Below are 22805 nucleotides of genomic sequence, written 5' to 3'. Positions count from 1 at the left end.
CATTGCTGTCGGCCAGTCCCGCCAATCCAGAGATTCCCAGGAGCTCGAATGGCAGCGCCCTTGACCCCGGCCCAGATAGAAAAAATAGCCTCGGAGAAAGAAACGGCCATCGTTCCGCTGACCGCCATTTCCGCGCAGGACGTCGGGGCCGCCGCACGTGTCGTGGACAACTGGCTGCGCGGCATGACTCGCGACTGGGTCACGCTGGAGCGTGTGATGACGGTGGCGGCGCCATTCCGGTGCTGGGCAATATCCTGGCGCTGATCGACGCGCTGTGCGACATCATTTCGCTGATCACCGACAAAGCCAGGGACGAAGTCGACACGTTTCTGACCTGGGCCAGCCTGGGCATCAACCTGATCGGCATCGTTCCCGGCGCCGGCAATGCGGCGCGCACCGCATTGCGCCCCACCTTGCACCTGGCGCGCGGCGCCCTGCGAACCGCGGCCCACGCCATCAGCGATGCGCTGGTGGGCATGATCGTCAATCACCTCAACGCCACGCTGGCCGGCGAGATCGACAAGTTCATCGACGAGGCCAGCGCCAAGCTCGAGAGCATGCTGGGCGATGCCGGCGTCAAGGCCGAGGCGCTCACCGGCAACTGGGCGCAAGGCCTCGAGAAGCTCGCGGCCGGCAAGCTCTTCGACGACAACCCGCCGCCCGAGCCGCCGTTGCATGACCCCAGGAAGGAATACAGCAACTACTGGGCGGCCATGGTCGGCGCCCTTGGAGAAAAGGCCGCCAGGCTGCGGCAAGCGGCATTGCTGGAACTGCGCAAGAAAGGCAACGCCACCTTCGCTGCCGGCATCAAGAGCGTGGGCGCCGATGTCCAGTTGCTCAGCACCGCCACGGCCCTCACGACCCTGGGCGGCGCCGTCAGGCAAAAGCTGCTGGCGCATGCCAACAAGAACACCGTCAAGAGCATTGGCTGGCTGCTGGTCAAGATCTCGGAGGCCGTGGCCCGCAAGCTCGGGCGTAACAAGGGCGGCGCCCAGATCAACGACAAGACCCAGTCCCGGCACGACCGGAAGAAGGGCTCCCCTGAGCTCGATGGTGTCGGGGCGCAGGTGAACAAGGGGATTCCGGACCCCGGCACCTGCCCTTACCCTCGACCCAAGGTCGCGACGCCCCATTCCATCGGCTTTGCTTCCGGCAGCGAGACGATCGCACACACCGACTTCGTCCTGCCCGGGCTGATGCCCATCGTCTGGCGGCGGACCTACTACTCGAGGCTGGGCTCGTACGACCAGCCCTCCCATGCCGGTCTCGGGGCGCGGTGGATCACGCCCTACACCACCCGCATCGAGCAGGCTGCGGACGGCAGCCTGACCTACTTCGGCGTCGATGGCCGTGGCCATCGGTTCCCCAGGCTCGCAGGCCCGGACCCGGAGCAACCGGCCTCCACCGGACAGACCCACCACAACCCCATCGAACACCTCACCCTCGGCCGTGGCAACGACGGGCTGCTGATCCTCGGCGTCGGGCGTGACCTCGTCGAAACCTTCGAGCTCACCCCCGCCTTCTGGCGAAAGGGCAAGCCCGACACGCGCAACAAGGCGGCCGTGTACCGACTGGCCTCGCAGCGCACCCGGGCGGGCCAGCAAACCGAATTGAGCTACCGGCATGCCGGCGACCAGCTCTCCGACATCGTCAGCGGCGACACCCATGTCAGCACCGCGCTGGACGCGGCGGGCCGCATCGAGAGCCTGTGGCTGGTGAAGGGCGGCGAGGCTGTGCGCCAGCTGGCCAGCTACAGCTACCAGGACCGCGCGGACGGCAGCAGCGATCTCGTTGCCGCGCGCGACGAAGACGGGCACGCGTGGGCCTACGCCTATCAGGGCGACACCCATCTGGTGAACCGCTACAGCGACCGCACCGGGCGCGGCATTCATCTGCAATGGATGCACGAAGACGGCCTCGGGGTGGCCATCACTCCCGCCAACAGCGCCAGTGCCAAGGCGTACCGCGAATGGGCGGACGACGGCAGCTTCGACACCACGCTGGTGTGGAACAAGAACATCCGCCTGGTCACCGTCATCGACGCACTGGGCGCGCAAACCCGTTGCTACTACGACATCCTGGGCTACACCTACCGCATCGTCTATCCGGAAGTCAGCGACCCGGTCAGCAAGGCCATCTACGCGCATGAAGAGTGGTTCATCCGCGACGCCAACAAGAACGTCACGCTGCACATGCGTTCGGACGGCAGCGAGGAGCGCTACAGCTACGACGAGCGCGGCAACGTCCTCAGCCATGTCCGGGCCGACTTGTCCGTGGCGCACTTCGCCTACGACGACAAGGACAACCTCACCGGCATCCTGGACGCCGAGGGCCATGCCTGGAAGCGCGGCTACGACGGCGTGAACCTCGTCGAAGAGCTCGACCCACTCGGCCACAAGACCGAGTACGCCTACAACGCGCACGGGCTACCGGTGGAGATCACCGACGCCAAGGGCGGCAAGAAGACGCTCGCCTATGACGATGCGGGCCAGCTCACGGCGTACACCGACTGCTCGGGCAAGACATCGAGCTGGGCGTATGACGACAGGGGACGCTTGATCAAGGCTGGCAATTCCGCCGGCGAGGTCACCCGGTATGTCTACGCGCATGGTCAACTGACCGCGGTCATCCACCCCGACACGCCCGCGAACAACTGGCGTACGACGCCGAAAGCCGACTGCTCGTCCACAGCGACGCGCTGCAACGCGAAACCCGCTATCAATACACGCAGGCCGGGCTGATCGCCCAGCGCACCGACGCCAACGGCCACACGCTGGGCTACGCCTGGGACAAGCTGGGTCGCCTCGTTGCCCTGCAGAACGAGAACGCCCAGACCCATCGCTTCCACTACGACGCGTTGGGCAAGCTGCTGGACGAGACCCACTTCGACGGCGTGCGCACCGACTACCGCTACCACGCCAGCAGCGGCGTGCTCCACCAGATCGCCGAGGACAACAGCCTGAGCGAGCTGGCGTTCGACGCCATGGGCCGCTGCACGCGGCGCGACAGCGCGCTGCTCGACGTGCATGCGTTCACCCCGGGCGCCAGGGTCGAGCGCGGCAGCCAGCAAACCGACCGCTACGCCTACGACGGCTACGGCCGTCTCATCGATGCGCGCAACCAGAACATCCATCTGCAGTGGTTTCGTGATGGTGCCGGCAACCTCAAGACCGAGCACCAGCACTACCTGATCGACGCCTATGGGCAGCCCGCCGATCGACCCCGTACAGCGGTCTGGCAACACGGCTACGACGAGCTGGGCCATCGCATCCAGACCACGCGCCCCGACGGCCGCACCACCCGATGGCTCACTTATGGCGCGGGGCATGTGCACGGCCTGATGCTCGACGACCAGGAGGCCGTCCAGATCGAACGCGACGACCTGCACCGCGAAGTCAAACGCATCCAGGCCAACCAGGTGGCCGAAGAACGGCAGTACGACCCGGCAGGCCGCCTCAAGGCACAGACCCTGAGCCGTGCCGAGCGCCTGAGCCAAAGCCGCGGGGACGTTGCCTTTGCCCCGGCCTCCAACGCCAGCGCCTTGTCGCTGCAGCGCCGATATGGCTACGACCGCGCCGGCCAGCTCACCGACATCGGCGACAGCCGACGCGGCAACCTCAGCTACCGCTACGACCCCGTGGGCCGCTTGCTGCAGGCGCACAGCCGCCTCGGCACCGAGACCTTCGCGTTCGATCCGGCCAGCAACTTGCTGGATCCGATGGCCCCGGCTGCGCGCTCCGCAGCCGCGCCCAACATCAATGGCGTCCCGGCCTTATTGAACAACCTGCTGCAGCACTACGCCGGCACCCACTACCGCTACGACCCGCGCGGCAACCTCACGCAACGCAGCCACAACGGCGTGCTGACCCAGTTCAGGTGGAGTGCCGCCAACCAGTTGCTTGAAGCCATCGAGCCGGGCTTGCGCAGCACCCGCTACTTCTATGACCCCCTGGGTCGGCGCATCTGCAAGAGCGCCTCGGGGCTACAGGCTTCCAGCATGGACGGGCGCGAAGTCAACAAGGAGCAATGGAACGCCGTGCTCTACGGCTGGGACGGCGACCAATTGGCCTGGGAGTGCGACTACAAGCGCGGACAGACCGTTCACTACGTCTTCGAGCCGGGCGGCTTTGTTCCGCTGCTGCAGGCCAGCAGCAAGACCGACATGCGCAAGGCCATGCTGACGCGGCCCGCTCATGTCGGCATGGCCTACATGGGCGAGAGCGGCGAGTACGACATCGACCGCGATCCGCTGCACAGCGGCGGCTACCAACCCGGAGGAGCGAGCGGCCCTTCACCGTGGGCCGACATTCATTTTTACCAGTGCGACCACCTGGGCACGCCGATGGAGTTGACCGACGAGGAAGGCAATATCGTCTGGGAGGCGAACTACAAGGCGTGGGGCCAGGCCCAATTGCTTCTCAGCAAGGCCGCGCAGAAGGCGGGGCTGAAGAATCCGATCCGGTTCCAGGGGCAGTATCTGGACGATGAGACCGGGCTGCATTACAACCGGCATCGGTACTATGACCCGGTGACGGGGAGGTTCATCTCCAAAGATCCGATTGGGTTGGTTGGCGGGTTGAATCTTCAGCAATATTCACTAAACCCCGTTGGATGGGTAGATCCCTTCGGGTTGGCTGCAGGGCAAGCCACCGTGCATTGGCATGACAATCGTTCGGTGAATAATGCATATGGACATTATTCGGTGTCTGTTCAATCTCAGGGGGAAGAGATTCATACCCATCAATTGGGTGCGCCAGGAACCTCAACGGAGGTAAGCAGCAATTTGTCAGGTGTTGTTGCCCCTTCAAAATCGAAAGTCATAGATCTTCCGGACGCCACCGCTGCGCAGAATTTTCAAAAGAAAAATATAGGAAAAGAAGGTGGGGCTTATGACATCAGAAGCAGAAGTTGCGTTACTCATGTGGCCGATGTATTGCGGGCGGGGGGAGCTGATGTGCCTATGGAGGCGGGAGCTCAATTCAAATATTTAAAAAGAAAGGGATTGTAAAAATGAGGCGGTGCAAATGAAGCCGGGAATTTGCAAGAAGCACGGAGGGCAGAACTTTGCTCTGACATCTTCTGATCTGGTTGCTGCAATTAATGAAGGGAAAATGCTAAGTTCTTCTGATGTCTGTAAAATAACTACAAGTTCTTTTGGGAGAAAATCCGAAACCTTTGTGGGCAAAGGTTTTTTTAGACGATTTTTTGAAGACCCAGGTGTGTCAGAGGTATCTCTCCTTGATCGAGAGAAGGATTTGAAAAAAATGAACGACCGCCTTTTGATCCGAAAAATATTCTCCGACCCCGATTTGAAGTTTGTGTGTGCCGTGTGTTTGCGCGAAATTATTGGTCAATGGGATTGATGCCATGAATCTCCCATAGACGAGCGGCCGACAGAAATTCGAAATTCGGGTGAGACTGGCGCCCGCACCCCTCACCGCCGCTGCAACCGCGGATCTTCGAAAACAACTCCGCAGCCCAATCCACGAACGCCCGCACCTTCGCACTCAAATGCCGATTCGGCGGATACACCACGTGAATCGCCAGCGGCTCGCGGCTCCAGTCGGGCAGCACTTCGACGAGTTCACCGCTCTCCAGCAGCGGCTCCGCCATGAACGTGATGCACTGCGAAATACCGAAGCCGCCAAGCACCGCCGTGATGTGCGCATTGCTCTCGTTCACCGACACGCGATAAGCGCCGTTCAGCTCGATGTGTTCGTCGCCCTTGTGGAACTCGTGCGGGTACACGCGCCGCGTGGTGCCCGAGAAATAGCTCACCACGTGATGCCGCTTCTCGATGTCGTTCGGGTGCTGCGGCATGCCGTAGCGCTTCACGTACGCCGGTGACGCCACGGTGACGAAGTGCAGGGTGCCGATGCGCCGCGCCACCAGCGACTGGTCGTTGAGGTCGCCCGCGCGGATCACGCAGTCGACGTTGTCGCTGATCAGGTCGACCGCGCGGTCGCTCACGCCCAGGTCGACCTGGATGTCGGGGTAGCGGTCGCAGAAGCTGGCCAGCGCAGGCAGGATGATCAGCCTCGCCACCGACGTGCCGACGTCGATGCGCAGCCGCCCCGTGGGGTTGGCCTGCGCGTTCGTCATGCTGGCTTCCATGTCGTCGAAGTCGTTCAGCAGCCGCGCCGCGCGCTCGTAGTACGCCGCGCCGTCGGGGGTGACGGTGACGCGGCGCGTGGTGCGGTTGAGCAGCTTCACGCGCAGGCGCGATTCCAGCGCCTGGATCTGCTTGGTGACGGTGCCCTTGGGCAGGGCGAGCGAGTCGGCAGCCCGGGTGAACGTACCTGCCTCCACGACGCGGACAAAGATCCGCATGGCCTGGATTTGATCCATTGAATGCCTGTTCTGGGATACCCGGCCCACACCGGGGGGAGCGGATTCTCACACATGCGGGCAATCCCTATGGTGGCCCGGATTGTTGTCGGTTTGGAAACAGAGTGGGGGCATGTTCCCTGTTTCATGTCACATGCGGCGCCTTATATTTCAACCATCGCCTATTCCCCTGAGGTCGCCCATGTCACCCGTTCCATCGTCCCGTTCCGCCGAAGCCGCCGCCCGCGCCGCGGCGCAAGGCGTGGAAGCCGATCTGTCGATCGAGCTGCCCGGCCGCGAACCGGTCGGCGCCCGTGTGTACGGCCAGCGCGCCAAGGGCGAAGTCGCGCCGCTGGTGCTGCATTTCCACGGCGGCACCTTCGTGTGCGGCGGCCTGGACAACGGCCGCAACGTGGCCCGGCTGCTGGCCGGTGCGGGCGCGGTAGTGGTTTCGCTGGCATACCCGCTGGCGCCCCAATCGCCGTTTCCGGAACCGATCGAGGTGGGCTATGCCGCCCTCGAATGGCTCTACAAGCAGCGCACCAAGCTCGGCGGCAAGGGCGCGCAGGTGTACCTGGCCGGTGAGGAAGCCGGTGGCAACCTCGCCGCCGCCGTGGCGCTGATCGCCCGCGACCGCGCGCATCCGCCGGTGGCCGGCCAGATTCTGCTGTCGCCGATGCTCGACCCGTGCGCCGGCACCGCCTCGCTGCGCAAGGCCACGAACGACGCGCCGGAATGCCGCTGGGCCAGCGGCTGGGAAAAATACCTCAGCTGCCCCTCGAACGCCACGCACCCCTACGCGGTGCCGAGCGGTTCGCTGCGGCTGTCGGCCCTGGCGCCCGCGCTGGTGCTGGTGGGGCAGGACGACGCGATGCGCGACGAGGCCCTGACTTTCGCGGGTCGCCTGCGGGCCGCCGGCATCGAGGTCACGAGCAGCGTGCTGCCGAGTGCCACCGACTGGCCCAAGGCGCTGTACGACACCGAGAACACGGGTTGCGTGGCCTGTGAGGCCACTGTGCAGAAGCACTTCCGTGAGTTCTTCAGCGCGACCACGCCGCCCCCCGCGGCGCTCAGCCACCCCAGCTAGTTCCCCTCAGCCCACCCCGGCTGCCTGACCGACACGCTGCCAGCGCGGCAGCGTGCGAGGGCCCCTTTTTTTCCGAAATCCGCCGCCTGGTGCCGAAATGCGCCGGGGTGGCCTGTTGCATCCCAAAAAGTCATCGAGAAGGACGAAATCATGTCGAACAACGAGAAAAAGCTGTCTTCCGCCGCCCGCAAGGGCCTCTGGCCTGCCGTCACCGGCCTGACCGCGCTGCTGGCCGTGGCGGCCGCGGTGCTGGGCATGCACAGTTTCAAGGCCGAGGCGACCGCGCCCGTGGCCGCGCAGCAGGGCACGCCGGTGTCGGTCGCCACCGTGGCGTCGAGCGAGATCAATGCCTGGGACGAGTTCTCGGGCCGGCTCGAAGCCGTCGAGCGTGTCGATGTGCGCTCCCGCGTCGCGGGTGCCGTGCAGTCGGTGCACTTTCGCGAAGGCGCGCTGGTCAAGCAGGGCGATCTGCTGATCACCATCGACCCCGCGCCGTACGCGGCCGAGGTCGAGCGCGCCGAAGCGCAGGTGGCATCGGCCCAGGCGCGCCAGTCGTTCAGCCGCAGCGAACAGGAGCGCGCCAAGCGCCTGTGGGACGACAAGGCCATTGCCCAGCGTGAGTACGACGAGCGGGTGAACGCCGGCAGCGAAGCCAACGCCAACCTGCGCGCCGCGCAAGCGCAACTGCAGACCGCGCGCCTGAGCCTGGGCTACACCCAGGTGCGGGCGCCCGTGTCGGGCCGCATCGGCAAGCTCGAAGTGACGGTGGGCAACCTGGTGGCGGCCGGTCCGGGCGCGCCGGTGCTGACCACGCTGGTGTCGGTGAGCCCGATCTACGCGAGCTTCGATGCCGACGAGCAAGTCATCACGCGGGCCCTGAAAGACCTGCCGAGCGGCTCCAGCGCCCGCGGCCAGATCGAGAGCATTCCCGTGCAGATGGGCACCGCCGGCCTCGACGGCACGCCCTTCACCGGCAAGCTGCAGCTGATCGACAACCAGGTCGACGCCAAGAGCGGCACCGTGCGCGTGCGTGCCTCGTTCGACAACAGGGACGGCGCGCTCATTCCCGGCCAGTTCGCCCGCATCCGCATGGGCCAGGCACGCAACGACACCGCGCTGCTGGTGAGCGAACGCGCCATCGGCACCGACCAGAACAAGAAGTTCGTGATGGTCGTGGGCGAAGACAACAAGGCGGTCTACCGCGAAGTGGCGCTCGGCGCTTCCATCAACGGCCTGCGTGTCGTGAGCAAGGGCCTGAAGGCGGGCGACCGCGTCGTGGTCAACGGCCTGCAGCACATCCGCCCGGGTGCGCTGGTGGTGCCGCAGCAAGTGACGATGGACGCGAAGGCGGACCCCAAGCAACAGCAACCGGAACGCGTGGCAGAAGCCGCGAAGTCCTGAACTCGGAGGGGAGTGCGGTAGCACTCACCGGAGAACCAACATGAATCTTTCAAAATTCTTCATCGACCGGCCGATCTTTGCCGGCGTGCTGTCGCTATTGATGCTGATAGCCGGCCTGATCGCGCTGCGCGGGCTGCCGATCTCGGAGTACCCCGAAGTCGCGCCGCCCTCGGTGGTGGTGCGCGCCCAGTACCCGGGCGCCAACCCCAAGGTGATCGCTGAAACCGTCGCCACCCCGCTCGAAGAGCAGATCAACGGCGTCGAGGGCATGCTCTACATGGGCAGCCAGGCGACCACCGACGGCGTGCTCACGCTGACCGTCACGTTCCGCCTGGGCACCGATCCCGACAAGGCACAGCAACTGGTGCAGAACCGCGTCTCGCAAGCCGAGCCGCGCCTGCCCGAGGAAGTGCGCCGGCTCGGCATCACGACCGTCAAGAGCGCGCCCGACCTGACGATGGTGGTCCACCTCGTCTCGCCGAACAACCGCTACGACATCAACTACCTGCGCAACTACGCGGTGCTGAACGTGAAGGACCCGCTGGCGCGCATCGAGGGCGTGGGCCAGGTCCAGATCTTCGGCGGCGGCGACTACTCCATGCGCGTGTGGCTCGACCCGCAGAAGGTCGCGCAGCGCGGCCTCTCGGCCTCCGACGTGGTGGCCGCCATCCGTGGTCAAAACGTGCAGGCCGCGGCCGGCGTGGTCGGCGCTTCGCCGGGCCTGTCGGGCGTGGACATGCAGCTGTCGATCAATGCGCAAGGGCGCCTGCAGAGCGAGGAAGAGTTCGGCGACATCATCGTCAAGAGCGGCACCGACGGCGCCGTGACCCGCCTGCGCGACATCGGCCGCCTCGAAATGGGCGCCGCCGACTACTCGCTGCGTTCGCTGCTGAACAACGACCCGGCCGTCGGCATGGGCGTGTTCCAGGCACCCGGCTCCAACGCGCTGGACATCTCGGCCAACGTCCGCAAGACGATGGAAGAGCTCAACAAGAACATGCCCGAAGGCCTGGAATACCGCATCGCCTACGACCCGACGCAGTTCGTGCGCGCGTCGATCGAGTCGGTGATCCACACGCTGCTCGAAGCCATCATGCTGGTGGTGCTGGTCGTGATCCTGTTCCTGCAGACGTGGCGCGCGTCGATCATTCCGCTGCTGGCCGTGCCGGTGTCGGTGATCGGTACCTTCGCCGTGCTGCACATCCTCGGTTTCTCGATCAATGCGCTGAGCCTGTTCGGGCTGGTGCTGGCCATCGGCATCGTGGTGGACGACGCCATCGTGGTGGTGGAAAACGTCGAGCGGAACATCGAGGCCGGCTTGACGCCGCGTGAAGCGACGTACCGCGCCATGCGCGAAGTGTCGGGCCCCATCATCGCCATCGCGCTGGTGCTGGTGGCCGTGTTCGTGCCGCTGGCTTTCATCAGCGGTCTCACGGGCCAGTTCTATCGCCAGTTCGCGGTGACCATCGCGATCTCGACGGTGATCTCTGCCATCAACTCGCTCACGCTGTCGCCCGCGCTCGCCGCCTTGCTGCTGCGCGGCCACGACGCCCCCAAGGACGCGCTGACGCGCGGCATGGACAAGGCCTTCGGCTGGCTGTTCCGCGGCTTCAACCGCCTGTTCCATCGCGGCTCGGAAGCCTACAGCGGCGGCGTGAAGAACGTGATCTCGCGCAAGGCGCTGATGCTGGCGATCTACGTCGCGCTCATCGCCGTGACCTTCGGCCTGTTCAAGGCGGTGCCCGGCGGCTTCGTGCCGGCGCAGGACAAGCAATACCTGATCGGTTTTGCGCAACTGCCCGACGGCGCCACCCTCGACCGCACCGATGAAGTCATCCAGCGCATGGGCGACATCATGAAGAAGAACCCGAACGTCGAAGACGCCATCGCGTTCCCGGGCCTGTCGATCAACGGCTTCACCAACAGCTCGAACTCGGGCATCGTGTTCGCCACGCTCAAGCCCTTCGACCAGCGCAAGCGCGCCGACCAGAGCGGCGGCGCGGTGGCGGGCCAGTTGAACGGTGCGTTCTCGAGCATCCAGGACGCGTTCATCGTGATGTTCCCGCCGCCGCCGGTGGCAGGCCTGGGCACCACGGGCGGCTTCAAGCTGCAGCTGGAAGACCGCGCCTCGGTCGGCTACGACCAGATGGACGCGGCGGTGAAGGCCTTCATGGCCAAGGCACAGGCTGCTCCCGAGCTGGCCGGCATGTTCACGAGCTGGCAGGTCAACGTGCCGCAGCTGTATGCCGACATCGACCGCACCAAGCGCGCCAGCTCGGCGTGCCGGTGACGGACATCTTCGACACCATGCAGATCTACCTGGGCAGCCTGTACGCGAACGACTTCAACAAGTTCGGCCGCACGTACAGCGTGCGCGTCCAGGCCGATGCGCCTTACCGCGCCCGTGCCGAAGACGTGGGCCTGCTGAAGGTGCGCTCGACCTCGGGCGAGATGGTGCCGCTGGCCGCGCTGATGAAGGTCAATTCGACCTTCGGCCCGGAACGCGCCATGCGCTACAACGGCTACCTGGCCGCCGACATCAACGGCGGCCCGGCACCGGGCTACTCGTCGGGCCAGGCGCAGGACGCGATCACCAAGATCGCGGCCGAGACGCTGCCCAAGGGCGTGAGCTTTGAATGGACCGAGCTGACGTACCAGGAAATCCTGGCCGGCAACTCCGCGTTCCTGGTGTTCCCGCTGGCCATCCTGTTGGTGTTCCTGGTGCTGGCCGCGCAGTACGAAAGCCTGACGCTGCCGATCGCGATCATCCTGATCGTGCCCATGGGCATCCTGGCCGCGATGACGGGCGTGTGGATCTCGGGGGGTGACAACAACGTCTTCACGCAGATCGGGTTGATCGTGCTGGTGGGGCTGAGTGCGAAGAACGCGATCCTGATCGTGGAGTTCGCACGGGAGCTCGAGTTCGCCGGCAGAACGCCCATACAAGCCGCCATCGAAGCCAGCCGCCTGCGCCTGCGCCCGATTCTCATGACCTCGCTGGCCTTCGTGATGGGCGTGCTGCCCCTCGTGCTGTCGACCGGCGCGGGTTCGGAAATGCGCAAGGCCATGGGTGTGGCGGTGTTCTCCGGAATGATCGGCGTGACGGCCTTCGGCCTGTTCCTGACGCCGGTGTTCTATGTGCTGCTGCGCCGCCTGGCGGGCAACAAGCCGCTCAAGCTGCATGGCGAAGTGCCGCACGGCGAAGACTTCGTGTCGGCCGACCATCCGGCTGCACCCGCACCGTCGTCGCACGGCGGTTCGGGCGGTGGCGGGTTGCACCCGGTGCCCGCGTCGCCGCGTCCTTCGCATGACGACTGATCAAGAAAGTTCATCATGAATTTCCAAGTACAAAATTTGGTGACGACGCCCCTTCGCGGGTTCAGGGCGGCGCTGCTGCCGCTGATGGCCGCCCTGGTGCTGGCCGGTTGCGCCACCGTGCCTTCGGGCGTGCCCGAAATCACGACCACGGCCCAGTTCAAGGAACAGCAGCAGGGCCCCACGCCGCCCGCCGGTTTCACGCGGGCCGCGCCTTCCGAGGCGCAGCCGCGCGGCGCCTGGTGGCTGGCGTTCAACGACCCGACGCTCAATGCGCTGGTCGAGAAGGCGACGTGCACAACAACGACATCCAGGCCGCCGCCGCGCGGCTGGCCGAGGCCCGTGCGCTGGCGCGCAGCGCCAACGCCGACCGCCTGCCGCAGATCGGCCTGGGTGCTGGCGCCAACCGCGGCGCCGGCCTGGACAAGGCCACGGCCAGCACGCGCCCGGCCACCATCACCAACGTGGGCGCCACGCTCTCGTACGAGGTCGACCTGTTCGGCCGCCTCTCGGGCGCCAGCAACGCGGCCAAGCTCGATGCGGCCGGCCGCGAGGCGCTGCTGCAGAGCACCCGGCTCGCGGTGCAGGCGCAAACGGCGCAGACCTATCTGCAGCTGCGCGCGCTCGACGCCGAACGCGTGCTGGTGCGCGAGCAGGTCGAGGCCTACCGCGACACGCTGCGCCTGTCGCAGCGCCGCGAGCAGGCCGGCGACATCGCCGAGCTCGATGTGGCGCGCGTGCAAACCGAGGTGTCGTCCACCGAGTCCGATGCGCTCGCGCTCGACCGGCAGCGCGCCCAGGTCGAGCATGCACTCGCCGTGCTGGTGGGCGATTCGGCGTCGAGCTTCGGGCTGCGCTCGGACGACTGGTCGACCGTCTTGCCGTCGATTCCGCCCGGCGTGCCCGCCACGGTGCTGACGCGCCGGCCCGACGTGTCGGCCGCGCAGAGCGCCGTGCTGGCCGCGCAGGCCCGCGTGGGCGTGGCACAGGCTGCGTGGTTCCCGGACATCTCGCTGACCGGCGCCGCCGGCTACGCCTCGCCCGAAATCGGCGACCTCTTCAAGTGGTCGGCCCGCTCGTGGGGCGTGGGCGCGCTGCTGTCGCTGCCGATCTTCGACGGCGGCCGCCGCGAGGCCGGCGTGCAGGGCGCCAATGCCCAGCTCGACGGTGCGCTGGCCAGCTACCGCACGCAGGTGTTGACGGCGTTCCAGGAGGTCGAAGACCAGCTGGCGGCCATCCGCATCCTGCAGGAGCAGTCGGTGGTGCAGGCGCAGGCCGTGACCTCGGCGGCGCGCGCCACCAGCCTGTCGGACACGCGCTACCGCAACGGCTACATCAGCCAGCTCGACTTGCTGGACGCCCGCCGCAGCGAACTGCGCAACCGCCGCCAGGCGCTGCAGGTGAAGTCGGCCCAGTACCAGGCGGCCGTGGGCCTGATCCGCGCGATCGGCGGGGGCTGGGACGTGCCGGCGCCCGTGGCGGCGGCACCGGCCGCCGCGCGGACGGTGGCCGCGCGCTGAGCGACGACGACCCGGAAAAGAGATTGGAAAGAGTGAAAGCCTGAACGCCGCGAGGCGGTCTTGCGCCGTCGTGGGGTCAGTCGGTCTTGCCGGCTGAACCTGCGGCGGCGCTTATTTTTTGCAGTTCCAGCGCGCCCAGGGCCAGGGCGTGGAGTAGCTGGCCTGCGGTTTGGCGGCCGAGCGGTAGACCCGGTAGTCCAGCGTCTCGGACGCGTCGCCACCATGGTGGGCCTCGAGCAGGGTCCAGAAAAACTGGCCTGGATCACGTTCCTCGACGGCAAGCGCCAAATCATTCAAAACTGGCATGGGTCCCTGGGTGCTATGCGGTGGTTGAGTCGTGTCTACGCATCAATGTTGCTTTTGGATTCGTCCACCGGCATTGGCAATGCTTTGAATGTGAAAAATGTCGCATTTCGTGGGTCAACATGCGCCGGCGTGGGCCCATGGCGGCGCTCAACGACAATTCGCCGATGAGTTCAAAGGCGAAAAACGGGCCGGCGCAGTGCGTCATGGTCCTGGGCACCACCAGCGGGGCCGGCAAGAGCTGGCTGGCCACGGCGCTGTGCCGCTGGTACGCGCGGCGCGGGCTGAAGGTGGCGCCCTTCAAGGCCCAGAACATGAGCAACACGCCCGCGTGGTGGGCGGCGGCGAGATCGGCAGCGCCCAGTACTTTCAGGCGCTGGCCGCCAACGCCGTGCCCGACGTGCGCATGAACCCGCTGCTGCTCAAGCCCGAGCGCGACACCCACAGCCAGGTGGTGCTGATGGGGCAGGTGAGCGAAGAACTCTCGGCCCTGCCGTGGCGCGGCCGCAGCGAGCGCGTGTGGCCGCAGATCGCGCAGGCGCTGGATGAGTTGCGCGCCGAGAACGACGTGGTCGTGATCGAAGGCGCGGGCTCGCCGGCCGAGATCAACCTCATGGCCAGCGACATCGTCAACATGCGCATCGCCCGGCACGCCCAGGCGCGCTGCCTGCTGGCGACCGACATCGACCGGGGCGGCGCCTTCGCGCACCTGTACGGCACCTGGGCGCTGCTGCCCGAGGCTGACCGCGCGCTGCTGCGCGGCTTCGTGCTCAACAAGTTTCGCGGCGACGCCACGCTGCTGGCGCCCGCGCCGCAGCAACTGCAGGAACTGACCGGCGTGCCCACCGTGGCCACGCTGCCCATGTGGTGGCAGCACGGCCTGCCCGAGGAAGACGGCGTGTTCGACGACCGCAGCCGCGCCAGCGGTGCCGTCACCCGCACGGTCGCGGTGGTGGCGTACCCGCGCATCAGCAACCTCGACGAGTTCCAGGCGCTGAAGAACGTGCCGGGCGTGCGCCTGGTCTGGGCCCGCACGCCGGCCGACGTGGCCGCTGCCGACTGGATCGTGCTGCCCGGCTCCAAGCACACCAGCGGCGACCTGACCTGGCTGCGCGCGCAGGGGCTCGACAGCGCCGTGGCCGCGCATGCGGCGCGCGGCGGCGCGGTGCTGGGCATCTGCGGCGGGCTGCAGATGCTGGGCGAGGCGCTGGTCGATCCGCACGGGATCGACGGCAACGCGCCGGGGCTCGGCCTGCTGCCGCTGGTGACGGTGTTCGCACGCGAGAAGACGGTGCGGCATCGCACCGCAAGGTTCGCCGAACTGACCGGCGCCTGGGCCGCGCTGTCCAACGTGCCCGTGGCCGGCTACGAAATCCACCACGCCAGACGGCCGCCCACCCCCAGCTCGCGCACGACGGCCAGGCCGTGATGCCCGACGGGCTGGCCTGGCAGAACACGCGCGGCAACGTGCTCGGCATTTATATGCACGGCCTGTTCGAAGACCCGGGCGCGCTGCATGCGTTGTTCGGTGCGTCGGCGCCCACGCTGGACGCCACCTTCGACGGCCTGGCCGATTTCATCGACTCCCACTTCGACGCCGGCGTGTTGGCCGGACTGATCGCATGAACGACAACGACCTGATCCCCACCATCCCCGACCTCGCGGACACCGCGCTGGCGGTGCGCCTGCAGGGCGCGCTCGACAACAAGACCAAGCCGCTGGGCGCGCTCGGCCGGCTCGAGGCGCTGGCCTTGCGCATCGGCCTGATCCTGGGCACCGAGCAGCCGGTGCTCGCGTCGCCGCAGATGCTGGTCTGCGCGGGCGACCATGGGCTGGCGGCGCGCGGCGTGTCGGCCTACCCGAGCGACGTGACCTGGCAGATGGTCGAGAACTTCCTGGCCGGCGGCGCGGCCGTGAGCGTGCTGGCGCGCCAGCATGGGCTGGCGCTGACGGTGGTCGACTGCGGCGTGCGCCGCGACTTTCAGCCGCGCCCGGGGCTGGTCTCGCGCCGCGTTGCAGCGGGCACGGCCGACGCCTCCGCCGGGCCGGCCATGACGCCTGCGCAGTGCGCACAAGCCATCGCCAACGGGCGCGAGGTGGTGCGCGCGCTGCCGGGCAATGCCGTGCTGCTGGGAGAAATGGGCATCGGCAACAGCTCGTCGGCGGCGCTGCTGCTGTCGCGGCTGGGCGGCCTGCGCATCGACGACTGCACGGGCATCGGCACCGGGCTCGACGGCGCCGGGCTGGTGCGCAAGCGTGAGGTGCTGCGCCAGGTGCTCGTGCTGCACGCGTCGGCCACGGCGCCGCTCGATGCGCTGGCGGCTTTCGGCGGTTTCGAGATCGCCACGCTGGTCGGCGCGGTGCTGCAGGCGGCGCAGGAGCGGCGCGTGATCGTGGTCGACGGCTTCATCGCCAGCTCGGCCGTGCTGGTGGCGCAGGCGCTGCAACCGCACGTGGTGCAGCGCTGCGTGGCGGCGCATTGTTCGGCCGAACCGGGCCACCTGTTGCTGCTGCACGCGCTGGGCCTGGAGCCGCTGTTGAGCCTCGACCTGCGGCTGGGCGAAGGCTCGGGCGGCGCGCTGGCGTGGCCGCTGCTCGAATCGGCCTGCCGCATCCTGCGCGAGATGGCGAGCTTCGAGTCGGCCGGCGTGTCGCGCAAGGACGCCTGACGCGCATGAGCGGCATTCGCCACTTCCTGCTGGCACTGCAGTTCTTCACGCGGGTGCCGGTGACGGGCGCGCTCGCGGCCTGGGTCGGCTACAGCCCGCAGATGCTGCGCGCGAGCGCGGCGCACCTGCCCGGCATCGGCTGGCTGGTGGGCGGCGTGGCCGCGCTGGTGTTCACCGGCGTGGCCATGGGGTTGCCCGGCGTGGCGGGCGCGCTGGTGGCGGCGGTGCTCAGCACGGTGGTCACGGTGATGATGACCGGCGCTTTCCACGAAGACGGGCTGGCCGACGTGGCCGATGGCCTGGGCGGCTCGGCCCAGCGCGACCGGGCGCTGGAGATCATGAAGGACTCGCGCATCGGCGCCTTCGGCGCGGTGGCGCTGGTGCTGGCGCTGGGCCTGAAGTTCGCGTTGCTCGCCGCGCTGGCGGCGCGCGGGTGGCAGGCGGTGGCCATCGCCATCGTCGGGGCGCACGTGCTGTCGCGACTGATGCCGCTGTTTCTGATCCGCTGGCTGCCCTATGTGGGCGACAGCGGCGCGAGCAAGGCCAAGCCGCTGGCGGACGCGATCAGCCGCGGTGCGCTGCTCATCGCCCTCGTGTGGACGCTGCCCGCGCTGGCGCTGCTGCTGCAGGCGCACGGCGTGGCGCATGTCGGGGCCGCCGTGCTCGCGGCCCTGCTGGCGGCGGGCTGGATGGCGCGGCTCTTCTGGCTGCGGCTGCGGGGCTTCACGGGCGACGGGCTCGGCGCGACGCAGCAGGTCTGCGAACTCGCGATCTATCTCGCGCTGGCCTGGCACGCCGCATGAGCACGCTCTGGCTTCAGCGCCATGCGCCCGTGGTCGCCGAACCCGGCCTTTGCTACGGCGCGACGGATCTCGAAGCCCATGCCGACGCCACGCTGGCGGCGGCGCAGCGCATCGCGCCCTTGCTGCCGGCCGGCATCGTGCTGCTGAGTTCGCCGCTGCGGCGCTGCGTCGCGCTGGCCGGCGCCATCGCGGCCCTGCGTCCGGACCTGCAGTGGCGCCACGACGCGCGCCTGGCCGAGATGAACTTCGGCGCGTGGGAAGGGCGCCCGTGGTCCGCCATTCCCCGCGAAGACTTCGAGGCCTGGACCGCCGATTTCGCCGACGCGCCCGCGGGCGTCCATGGCGAGAGCGTGCGCGTCTTCATGCAGCGCGTGGCCGCCGCGCACGACGAATGGCAGGCGGCGAAGCGCGACGCACTGTGGGTCACGCATGCCGGCGTGCTGCGCGCGGTGTCGCTGCTGCAGCGCGGTGTGCGCTGCGCTGAAACCGCCGCCGACTGGCCCGCGGGCGACATGCCCTTCGGCGGCTGGCTGACTTTCGACAATCCGGCGAGCGCCTGACACCCGCCGCGGCTACTTGCCGCTGCCGCCGTCGTCGCGTTCGAGCTCGCGCCGCACGCGCGCGGCGACCGCGCTGCGCCCGTGCGCGTCCAGCTTCATGTAGATGTTCTTGAGGTGCCACTTGACCGTGTCGAGCGACAGCCCGAGCGTCAGCGCGATCTTCTTGTTGGGCAGCGATTGCAGCAGCAGCTCGGCGATCTCGGCTTCGCGCAGCGTGAGCAGACGGGTCAGCCGGCGGTCGTCGCGAAAGCGCCGGGTGGGCGGCGGCTCGGCGTGCTCGTCGCGCTGCGACTGCGCCAGCGCCTCGATGCGCTCGATGAAGAACGCCAGCACCGGGTCGAGCTGGGGGATGGTGGTCGCCGTGCGGATCAGCGGCAGGGCGTTGTCATGCGCGCCCAGCAAGGTCTGCATCAGGCCCAGGCGGTGGCCCAGGCGCAGGGCCGCGCACACGCGTGCCCTGGAGGCCTCGGCGCGGCCGAGCCTGCGCTCGACCTCGGCCGCCTGCAGCAGCAGGGTGGCCGCGATGCCGACCTGGCCGCGCTGCTCGTAGCGCGCCACCAGCGCCTCGATCCGGGCCAGCGCGGGCGCCAGCTCGCCGTCGTGCATCGCCAGGTGAATGCGCGCGCGCTCCCCGACGTCGGCCACCCGCCGCAGGATGCCGGCTTCGGCGTCCGGGCGGCGGGACTGCAGCGCCTCCATCTCTTGCAGGGTCGCGCGGGCGGCGTCGGCGTCGTTGCTTTTCAGCTGGATCCGGAGCTGCTCCAGCAGCACGCAGGCCAGCGCGCGGTCCATGTGAAAGCGCTGCAGGAAGCCGCCCACCCGTGTCAGGTCGGTGAGGTGGGCCAGGGCCTCGGGCAACCTGCCGGCGGCCTGCTGCGCCCGGTTCGACACCAGGATCATGCGCAGCGTGGTGTCGGGAATCAGCCCGTCGGGCGTGCCCAGCTGCTCCTGGATGAAGCGCGCGGCCACCAGCGGGCCGTGCTGCTCGTAGAGCACTTCGACCAGCAGCTGCGCCGTCAGCCGCGCCGCTTCGGCGCAGCGCGCGCCGCGCTCCTGCGCCTCGCGCAGCACCTGGCGGTAGATGCGCTCCGCCCGGTGGATCTGGCCTTCGATGGCGAACGAGAGCCCGACCAGGCACTGGCCCACCAGCGAACCGAAGAGGGTGCCGATGACCGGTTCGCCGTCGACCCGTGGCAGCGGCTCGTCGCGCTGGATGCGCCGCGCCTGCTCGAACTCGCCGGTGTGGAGGTACAGCCAGGTCAGCACGTTGCGCCGCCCGGCCAGCGCGAAGTCGTCGGCGGCGGCCGGCGGCGCCAGCAGCTCGGGCAGCAGCCGCGTCAGCGCCTCGTTGTCGTCGCTGCGAATGGCCAGCAGGCAGTCCAGCAGCGTCAGCCGGTAGCGCATGGCCAGCGCGAGGCGCCGGGGCGCCGCGCGCAGCCGCGCGATGCTGCGGGCGCAGTCGTCGAGCCGGTAGTCGGCCAGTTCGACCCAGGCCATCCAGAGACTGAGATGGGTGTTGTCGCCGATCGTGGCGGGGTCGAGCTGGCGCACCAGCGCGATCATTTCGTTCAAGCCGCCCTTGACGAACAGCGTCACCGCGCCGTGTTCGGCCAGCCGGGCCGCCGTTTCGCGGTCGTCGGCGGCCAGCGCGTGCCGCACCGCCTGGTGATGCATGCCGCGCACCGCGAACGACTGGCAGGCGGTGGCATGGAGCTTCTGGCGCTCGGCCTCGGGCCACACCGCGAACTGCGACAGCAGCACGCTGCGCAGCAGCGGGTGCATATGCCACCAGCGCTCGCCGGCCGCGGACGCGCCTGCGGCGCTTCGGACAGCAGGCCTTCGCGCGCGAGCGGCTCGAGCAGCGCCGCGCACATCGTCGGGGTGAAGCCGGCGCCCGCGCCGCGAGGTCGGCGCACAGCGGCGCGCTGAAGCGGGTGGGCGGGGCGCAGCAGGTGAGCAGGCGCAGCTGCGTCGCCGACAGGCGCGGGAACACATGCGCGTGAAAGTACGCGGCAAACGGCTCGGGGTCGGGCACGCCGTGGGCCAGCGGCGAACGCACGCCGCGCCGGCGGCGCACGTCGACGCTGGCCAGCCGCAGCAGCGCCGGCCAGCCTTCGGTCAGCCGGTGAATGGCGGCGGCGGCGCGCGCGCGAGGTCGGGCAGCCGCATGCCCAGGTAGGCGACCGACTCCGGCAAGCTGAAGCGCAGGTCGTCGTTGCGCAGTTCGAGCACGGTGGTCGAGGCGGGGGCGTGCGCCAGGGTCATGGGCAGGTCGTCCTGGCTGGCGAACACGCACAGCAGGTTCGCCGGCGCGTACTCGACCAGCAGTTGCAGCGCGTGCAGCACGTTGCCGCTTTGCGCGCAGTGCACGTCGTCCACGATCAGCACGAGCCTGCGGCCGCGCGCGGCAATGCCTCGCACCAGCGCGATGACCAGCCGCTCGATCGCGTCGGCGTCGGGCCGGGCGTGCGCCATGGCGTGCCGGGTGATGGCTGCGTCGATGTCGCCCAGCGCCGCCATGAGCGCCGTCATGAAATGCAGGTCGCCCTCGGGCAGGTCCGCGAGCCGCACCCAGGCGATGTCGGTGTCCGCCGAGACCAGTTCGCGCTGCCAGCTGAGCAGCAGCGAGCTCTTGCCGAAGCCGGCGGGCGCTCGCAGGACCACGCAACGGCGCTCGTGCGGGCCGGCCAGCCGATCGAGCAGGCCCGGGCGCGCCAGCAGGCGGTGGCTTCGGGTGCGCAGCGCTGGTGTTCCGGAGGAGGCGGCAGGTTGCATCCGTGCGAATTTTCATTCATCCCGCGCGCCAATCGCATCCCATGTTCAAGGGTTTGCCCAGCCCACCCTTCTCGGGTGGGGTGGCGTGGGGCGAGGCTGCCGATGACCGAAAAGACCCGTAACACTTTGGAGTTCGCCTCATGTTCGCTCTCTCGAATCTCAAGATCGGTGCCCGCCTGGGGCTGGGGTTTGCGCTGTTGCTGCTGCTGCAGCTCGTCATCACGGGCATCGGCCTGCACGAGATGGCGCACCTCTCGGAGCGCGTGGCCTTTGCGACCGAGGTCGGCGAGCGCAAGCTCGACGAGCTCAACAACGTGCAGTCCGCCATCGGCAAGCGCGCCATCGCGGCGCGCAACCTGGCCCTGGTGACGGCGCCGGCGGCGCAAAAGGGCGATATCGAACTCGTCGGCAGCTCGCAGCGCGAGATCGACAGCGGCCTGCAAAGCCTGGCAACCGTCATGGCCGACCCGGCCTCCGCGAGCGCCGAAGAGCGCCGGATGCTCGAGAAGCTGCGCGCGCTCGAGACGCAGTACCTGCCCATCGCCAAGAACGTGGTGGCGCTGGCCACCACGCAGCAGACCGACGCGGCCGTCAAGGTGCTGACGCAGGAGTGCATGCCGCTGCTCAACCAGGTGCTGGCGCACGTCTCGGCCTTTCAGGCGCTGCTGCGAAAAAGCGCCGACGAGAGCACGGCGTCGACGCAGGCGGCCTACCAGCGCGCCAAGTGGATGATCCTGTGGATCAGCTGCGCGTCGCTGGTCGGCGGGCTGCTGCTGGCGTTTCGCATGACGCGCTCCATCACCCGCCCGCTCGGGCAGGCGGTGACGGTGGCGCAGCAGGTGGCCTCGGGCGACCTGACGGCGCGCATCGAGGTGGCCGACACCTCGGAGTCAGGCATGCTGATGCGCGCGCTGCGCTCCATGAACGACGAGCTGGCCAAGGTGGTGGGCCAGGTGCGCGAGGGCACCGATTCGATCGCCACCGCGTCGAGCCAGATCGCCACGGGCAATCGCGACCTGTCGTCGCGCACCGAGGCGCAGGCCAGCTCGTTGGAGCAGACGGCGGCGTCGATGCAGGAGCTCACGTCCACCGTCAAGCAGAACGCCGACAACGCGCGGCTGGCCAACCAGCTGGCCGACTCGGCCTCGCAGGTGGCTTCGCGCGGCGGCGCGGTGGTCGACCAGGTGGTGGAGAAGATGGCGTCCATCAACGCCTCGTCGCGCAAGGTGGTCGAGATCATCGGCGTGATCGACGGCATTTCGTTCCAGACCAACATCCTCGCGCTGAACGCGGCGGTGGAGGCGGCGCGCGCGGGCGAGCAGGGGCGGGGCTTCGCGGTGGTGGCGTCGGAGGTGCGCAACCTGGCGCAGCGCTCGGCGGCGGCGGCCAAGGAAATCAAGACGCTGATCGGCGACTCGGTGGACGAGGTGGACGCGGGCAGCACGCTGGTCAACGAGGCCGGCAAGACCATGGAGGAAATCATGGGCAGCGTGCGCCGGGTGACGAACATCATGGCCGAGATCACCGCGGCCAGCCAGGAGCAGTCGGCCGGCATCGAGCAGGTCAACGACGCCATCAAGCAGATGGACCGCACCACGCAGCAGAACGCGGCGCTGGTGGAGCAGGCCTCAGCCGCCGCGCAGTCGATGAACGATCAGGCGGCGGGGCTGGTGCACGCGGTGCGCATGTTCAAGCTGGCCTGAACGGCGCAGGCCGGGGAAGGCGGGCGCTCAGTTCTTCTTGCGCCACTGCTCGCGCCAGAGCGTGTCGAGCTGGGGCGCCAGCGCGGCGGGCGGCGTGCCTACCAGCTTGTTCTTGCCGCTGCGCTGCACCAGGCCGTAGATGCGGCCGGAGCCCTGGTCGTACAGGGCGATGGCGTTGTTGTCGTAGCAGTCGTGCGGCTTGCAGAAGGCGTGCAGCAGGTAGCGCGTGCCCTCGACCGTCACCCATTGCGGCTCGGGCGCGGGGCCCTCGCGGCGCACCAGCCAGCGGTCGGTCTCGCGCGTGCCCAGCGCGGCGCGCCAGGCTTTCTGCATGGCGGGGCC

The 22805-nt window shown here is 68.3% G+C and carries 15 protein-coding genes and 3 pseudogenes; 13 read left to right on the top strand and 5 right to left on the bottom strand.

All coding sequences use genetic code 11. The features are described 5' to 3' along the window. Positions 1 to 48: 48 nt before the first annotated feature. From BMG07_RS21435 to BMG07_RS21420, 4 genes are read left to right on the top strand one after another with little or no spacing between them, the layout of a single operon-like run. Complete coding sequence (locus tag BMG07_RS21435; RefSeq protein ID WP_198086240.1) at positions 49 to 264, top strand: hypothetical protein; 216 nt, start codon at positions 49 to 51, stop codon at positions 262 to 264. Beyond that, the gene (locus BMG07_RS21430; protein WP_198086239.1) at positions 240 to 2741 is read left to right on the top strand and encodes a DUF6531 domain-containing protein; all 2502 of its coding nucleotides are present in this window, start codon (positions 240 to 242) and stop codon (positions 2739 to 2741) included. Before BMG07_RS21435 ends, BMG07_RS21430 begins: the two co-directional genes overlap by 25 nt. Beyond that, positions 2654 to 5008 (top strand): RHS repeat-associated core domain-containing protein, encoded by a 2355-nt coding sequence (locus BMG07_RS21425; protein WP_307867036.1) that lies wholly within the window; start codon positions 2654 to 2656, stop codon positions 5006 to 5008. Before BMG07_RS21430 ends, BMG07_RS21425 begins: the two co-directional genes overlap by 88 nt. A 16-nt stretch (positions 5009 to 5024) precedes the next feature. After that, complete coding sequence (locus BMG07_RS21420; RefSeq protein WP_198086237.1) at positions 5025 to 5363, top strand: hypothetical protein; 339 nt, start codon at positions 5025 to 5027, stop codon at positions 5361 to 5363. Here BMG07_RS21420 and BMG07_RS21415 read toward each other — a convergent pair. Next, positions 5344 to 6348 carry a LysR family transcriptional regulator gene (locus tag BMG07_RS21415; protein WP_198086236.1) on the bottom strand — a complete coding sequence of 335 codons (1005 nt, stop codon included), beginning with the start codon at positions 6346 to 6348 and terminating at the stop codon, positions 5344 to 5346. The genes BMG07_RS21420 and BMG07_RS21415 overlap by 20 nt on opposite strands. 181 nt (positions 6349 to 6529) lie before the next feature. Here BMG07_RS21415 and BMG07_RS21410 point away from each other — a divergent pair, with 181 nt between their 5' ends. The 4 genes and pseudogenes from BMG07_RS21410 (at position 6530) to BMG07_RS21395 (ending at position 13650) form a co-directional block, all read left to right on the top strand. After that, positions 6530 to 7414: an alpha/beta hydrolase gene (locus BMG07_RS21410; protein WP_198086235.1), complete on the top strand. Its 885-nt coding sequence runs from the start codon at positions 6530 to 6532 to the stop codon at positions 7412 to 7414. 150 nt (positions 7415 to 7564) lie between these two features. Next, entirely contained in the window at positions 7565 to 8815 is a 1251-nt protein-coding gene (locus tag BMG07_RS21405; RefSeq protein ID WP_198086234.1) for an efflux RND transporter periplasmic adaptor subunit, read from the top strand. A 40-nt stretch (positions 8816 to 8855) separates the two neighbouring features. After that, positions 8856 to 12133 (top strand): annotated as a pseudogene (locus BMG07_RS21400) (efflux RND transporter permease subunit). 15 nt (positions 12134 to 12148) lie between these two features. Then, positions 12149 to 13650 (top strand): annotated as a pseudogene (locus BMG07_RS21395) (efflux transporter outer membrane subunit). A gap of 111 nt (positions 13651 to 13761) precedes the next feature. On the opposite strand, the gene BMG07_RS21390 reads toward BMG07_RS21395, so the two are convergent. After that, positions 13762 to 13956, bottom strand: a complete 195-nt coding sequence (locus BMG07_RS21390) for a hypothetical protein (protein WP_269759246.1) — start codon at positions 13954 to 13956, stop codon at positions 13762 to 13764. Between the two features lie 164 nt (positions 13957 to 14120). On the opposite strand from BMG07_RS21390, the pseudogene BMG07_RS21385 reads away from it, so the two are divergent. The 4 genes and pseudogenes from BMG07_RS21385 to BMG07_RS21370 all read left to right on the top strand — a co-directional run bounded on the left by BMG07_RS21385 (position 14121) and on the right by BMG07_RS21370 (position 17985). Further along, positions 14121 to 15579: pseudogene (locus BMG07_RS21385) on the top strand (cobyric acid synthase). Beyond that, positions 15576 to 16622 carry a nicotinate-nucleotide--dimethylbenzimidazole phosphoribosyltransferase gene (gene cobT, locus BMG07_RS21380; protein ID WP_198086233.1) on the top strand — a complete coding sequence of 349 codons (1047 nt, stop codon included), beginning with the start codon at positions 15576 to 15578 and terminating at the stop codon, positions 16620 to 16622. The pseudogene BMG07_RS21385 and the gene cobT overlap by 4 nt, the downstream one beginning before the upstream one ends. A gap of 5 nt (positions 16623 to 16627) precedes the next feature. Further along, a complete protein-coding gene (locus BMG07_RS21375) occupies positions 16628 to 17425 on the top strand; it encodes an adenosylcobinamide-GDP ribazoletransferase (protein WP_198086232.1) in 798 nt (265 codons plus the stop codon). Beyond that, the gene (locus BMG07_RS21370; protein ID WP_198086231.1) at positions 17422 to 17985 is read left to right on the top strand and encodes a histidine phosphatase family protein; all 564 of its coding nucleotides are present in this window, start codon (positions 17422 to 17424) and stop codon (positions 17983 to 17985) included. Before BMG07_RS21375 ends, BMG07_RS21370 begins: the two co-directional genes overlap by 4 nt. 12 nt (positions 17986 to 17997) lie before the next feature. Here the strand turns inward: BMG07_RS21370 and BMG07_RS21365 are convergent, their stop codons facing one another. Together BMG07_RS21365 and BMG07_RS21360 are read right to left on the bottom strand one after the other, a co-directional pair. Beyond that, positions 17998 to 19767, bottom strand: a complete 1770-nt coding sequence (locus BMG07_RS21365; protein WP_198086230.1) for a LuxR C-terminal-related transcriptional regulator — start codon at positions 19765 to 19767, stop codon at positions 17998 to 18000. 336 nt (positions 19768 to 20103) lie between these two features. Then, positions 20104 to 20760: an AAA family ATPase gene (locus BMG07_RS21360; protein WP_198086229.1), complete on the bottom strand. Its 657-nt coding sequence runs from the start codon at positions 20758 to 20760 to the stop codon at positions 20104 to 20106. 140 nt (positions 20761 to 20900) lie between these two features. Between BMG07_RS21360 and BMG07_RS21355 the strand changes: the two genes are divergently transcribed. After that, positions 20901 to 22463 (top strand): methyl-accepting chemotaxis protein, encoded by a 1563-nt coding sequence (locus BMG07_RS21355; protein WP_198086228.1) that lies wholly within the window; start codon positions 20901 to 20903, stop codon positions 22461 to 22463. 27 nt (positions 22464 to 22490) lie between these two features. Here BMG07_RS21355 and BMG07_RS21350 read toward each other — a convergent pair. After that, positions 22491 to 22805, bottom strand: a 315-nt coding sequence (locus tag BMG07_RS21350; RefSeq protein WP_269759245.1) for an Ivy family c-type lysozyme inhibitor, incomplete at its 5' end; no start/stop codon positions are given.

This window comes from Variovorax sp. E3, from assembly GCF_016082275.1.
GTDB lineage: Bacteria > Pseudomonadota > Gammaproteobacteria > Burkholderiales > Burkholderiaceae_C > Variovorax.
This window is presented reverse-complemented; position numbering and strand designations above follow the sequence as displayed.